Origin of the sequence: Mesorhizobium sp. M7A.F.Ca.US.006.04.2.1, assembly GCF_004022915.1 — a bacterium.
Classification (GTDB): domain Bacteria; phylum Pseudomonadota; class Alphaproteobacteria; order Rhizobiales; family Rhizobiaceae; genus Mesorhizobium; species Mesorhizobium ciceri.
The window spans coordinates 1-2996 of the sequence record NZ_RZQA01000798.1; the positions used below are offsets into that span (position 1 = coordinate 1).

The 2996-nt window shown below is 62.1% G+C and carries 6 protein-coding genes; all 6 read right to left on the reverse strand.

The window, feature by feature from the left end; all coding sequences use genetic code 11:
- Positions 1–94 precede the first annotated feature (94 nt).
- Entirely contained in the window at positions 95–361 is a 267-nt protein-coding gene (fliQ, locus tag EN925_RS30215) for a flagellar biosynthesis protein FliQ (protein WP_013529773.1), read from the reverse strand.
- Between the two features lie 24 nt (positions 362–385).
- Positions 386–793, reverse strand: coding sequence for a flagellar hook assembly protein FlgD (flgD, locus tag EN925_RS30220; protein ID WP_013529774.1), 408 nt, complete (start codon positions 791–793; stop codon positions 386–388).
- On the reverse strand, positions 793–1236 hold the full coding sequence (gene flbT / locus EN925_RS30225; RefSeq protein WP_064995636.1) for a flagellar biosynthesis repressor FlbT: 444 nt from the start codon (positions 1234–1236) through the stop codon (positions 793–795). The genes flgD and flbT overlap by 1 nt, the downstream gene beginning before the upstream one ends.
- A complete protein-coding gene (gene flaF / locus EN925_RS30230) occupies positions 1233–1580 on the reverse strand; it encodes a flagellar biosynthesis regulator FlaF (RefSeq protein WP_013529776.1) in 348 nt (115 codons plus the stop codon). Before flaF ends, flbT begins: the two co-directional genes overlap by 4 nt.
- A gap of 31 nt (positions 1581–1611) precedes the next feature.
- Positions 1612–2655: a flagellar hook-associated family protein gene (locus EN925_RS30235; protein WP_127369442.1), complete on the reverse strand. Its 1044-nt coding sequence runs from the start codon at positions 2653–2655 to the stop codon at positions 1612–1614.
- 4 nt (positions 2656–2659) lie between these two features.
- On the reverse strand, positions 2660–2996 hold a 337-nt coding region (locus EN925_RS30240), incomplete at its 5' end, for a flagellar basal body rod C-terminal domain-containing protein (protein ID WP_281040671.1).

The following is a 2996-nucleotide window of genomic DNA, read 5'->3' on the forward strand; positions in this document are numbered from 1 at the left end:
TGTCTGCCGTGCGTGCGGAGGCGCCAAGGGGATCGGCGGCGTCTGTCTTCGGACAATTACGACGGCATGCCGCGGCACGCCTTCCCAAAACAGGTTAGAACCCGTTCTGGATGCGCTCGAAGATGACGTTGGTGAAGGCCGATATCTGGCTGCCGATGAAGGGGCCGGTCAGCGCCACCACCAGCATGATGGCGACGATCTTCGGCACGAAGGTCAAGGTGATTTCCTGCACCTGGGTCAGCGCCTGGATGAGGGCGATGCCGATGCCGACCACCATGGCGACCAGCACCACCGGAGCGGACGCGACGAGCACCGTCCATACCGCGTACTGGACGATGTCGAGAGCGTCGGCCTCATTCATGGGACTGGCTCTCTGTCGAAAGCGTCAGCTTGCCGCCTTGACCGAAACTCCCGGACCGACCGCGACTTCGGTGCCGTTCTGCAGCACGGCGATGAGACCGTTGCTGGCGAGGCGCACCGAAGCCACGGTGCCCGTCGTTAGGCCGTCGGCGGAGGTTATCGAGCGTCCGATCAGTGCGTCGGCCTGCGACAGCGCCGAGGACTGCATGATCTGGTTGAGCTTGGTGTTGGTCTGCACCGATTGCTCGACCTGCGAGAAGGTGGCGAGCTGGGCGACATACTGCGTCGAATCCATCGGCTTGGTCGGATCCTGGTTCTTCATCTCGGCGATCAGAAGCTTCAGGAAGGACTGGTAGTCGACCGCTGTCTTCGAGGTGGACGCGGTGGCCTGATTGGCGCCGGTCGGAATCGTCGTCGTCATGTCCACGTTCATCAGTATCGTGCTCCCACAGCCAACGGGCGCTCGGCACCCGAAATATCGTCATTGCCACCCAGCGCGCGGCGTTCGAGCGGATAAAGTGCGCGGATCGCCTTCAGCGCTTCGTAGATATGGTCCTCGCCGACCATGCGGTCGATCTGTTTCAGCGCGCTGCAGATCTGGCCGTCCTCGAAGCTTGCCAGAAGCAGCGGCAGCGAACGACGGAACATCTCGCGTGCGGCGGCGGCGCCGGCCGGGTTCATCAGCATGACCTGCAGGATGAAATAAAGCTGCTTGAGCGGTGTCGAGGCATCTTCGGCCTGGATCACGTGGTTTTCGAGCAGGAACTGGACGTCGTTCATCAATTCGACGGTGACCTTGCGGTCGACCCGGATGACGGCGCCGTTGATATAGATCTTTTCGTTCGGCTTCAGCGATATCTTCAGCGTGTTGGTCATTGAATGCCGTCCCTGATGATCTGGGACACCTCGATCAGCCCTTCGAAATTGTTGGTGCGGCCCTGACGGATGTCCTCCGCCTCGCGCAGCAGCCACAGGCCGATGGAAATGAGGTTGGCGCGCAGTTCCTTTGGCAGGGCGTTGTCGCTGGAGCCAAGATCCTCGACGAAGGCGGTCCAGACGCGGTTGGTGAAGTGAAGCGCCTCTATCGCCTCCATCGAACCGTGGCCGGCCACTGCTGCTGCCGCCAGCATGTCGATCGAGCGGGTCAGAAGCTCGCGCTCGCGGTCCTTCGCGTCGGCAACGGAGTTGCTCTGGATGTCGGCGTAGGAGAATTGGTACATCGTTGGGGCTCTACCGTTCCGTTAAGCGTTGTCAGGTCAGGTAATTCAACAGGCTGAGCTGCTGCAGGCGTGCGGTCAACGCGAAAGACGTTTCGATGTGCTGTGTCAGGTCCGCGACCCGTGTCGCGGCTTCGGCCGGATCGACGGCTTCCAGGTCGAGAATGTGCCGTTCGAAAAGGTCGACCTGCGTTTTCATCCGATCGTTGGCATCGGAAACCCGCTTCTGGACGATGCCGGTCTCGGATTGAAGCTGGCCAATGCCGCTCAGCGCTTCGCCAACCAATGTGGTGGAGCGGCTGACAACCGTATTCTTCGCCGCCTGGCTGACGTTGCTGGACATCAGGCTGCTGACCATGGCTGCCGCCATTGCGAGCTTCTGGATGCCGGCGCTGTTGGCGCTGGTCGACGTCGGTGTGGTTTCGTTGAGTGCGATGCGGCTGACGATCTGCTGGTCGGTGGCGTTCGACCAGTTGCCCTGCCAACCAGCGCCCGTGAACTGCGGGGCGACATCATTGGTGATGAAATCGTCCATCTGGGCAGCCGTGATGTCGGCCGCGAGCGGATCATCCTGGGTGAAGCCGAAATTGGCGACGAAAGCGGCGTCGAATGCCGCCTTGGCGGGGGAGCCGGCAGCTGTGAAGTCGTTGATTGGCTTGACGTCGGTGTTGGTGCCGGCGAACAGGTATTCGCCATTGACGCTGGTGTTGAGGATCGAGGTCAGCTGCTGGATGGTCGCCTTGCCGGAGGATTGGGTGAGGCTGTTGGACGAGTCGCTTGAGGAGGCGGTGGTCAGGGCGGACAGGAACGTCTGAGCGGCGGTCGAGAGTTGACCAAGCGAGGTCTGCGTCGAGGAGAGCCGGGCGCCGACCAGGCCGTTGGAATCGATGATGACGTTGAGCCGGTCAAGATCGCGCTGGAAAGTGACGGCCTGGGTGGTGCGCCCGCCGAGAGCCAGGCCGACGTCGGCGACCCTGCCCGTCGAGGATTCTTTCGTGGCTTTGACGAGTTCGGCCTGCATGCGCATCTGCTGGGAGCGCATGGCATTGGAGATTGCGGCCGAGGAGACTGAAGTCATGGAATTATCCCACCGCGTTGAGCAAGGCCGTCATCATGTCGTCGACGGTTTTCATCATCCGGGCCGACGCCTGGTAGGTGTGTTCGAGGTCGAGCAGCAGCGACATTTCCTGGTCGACATTGACCCCGGTCGCGTTGGACAGCGCCTCGGCGCTGCGCGACGCCAGCGCTTCCTTGGCGTCGGAGGCGGTCGAAGCCTGCTGGCGCACGCCCTCGAACCAGCCGATCGAACTGGCGGCGTAATCGGACACGCTGGACGTTGCCGAAACCCCGGCGGCGGGGTCGAAAATCATCGGCTGGTCGAGCCGGTCGCCATAGGCAACCAGAAGGGTGGAATAGGAC

What these genes read in the sequence shown, in the direction of transcription:
- fliQ (WP_013529773.1), bottom strand. Translation starts at nt 361, where the DNA reads ATGAATGAGGCCGACGCTCTCGACATCGTCCAGTACGCGGTATGGACG.
- flgD (WP_013529774.1), bottom strand. Translation starts at nt 793, where the DNA reads ATGAACGTGGACATGACGACGACGATTCCGACCGGCGCCAATCAGGCC.
- flbT (WP_064995636.1), bottom strand. Translation starts at nt 1,236, where the DNA reads ATGACCAACACGCTGAAGATATCGCTGAAGCCGAACGAAAAGATCTAT.
- flaF (WP_013529776.1), bottom strand. Translation starts at nt 1,580, where the DNA reads ATGTACCAATTCTCCTACGCCGACATCCAGAGCAACTCCGTTGCCGAC.
- EN925_RS30235 (WP_127369442.1), bottom strand. Translation starts at nt 2,655, where the DNA reads ATGACTTCAGTCTCCTCGGCCGCAATCTCCAATGCCATGCGCTCCCAG.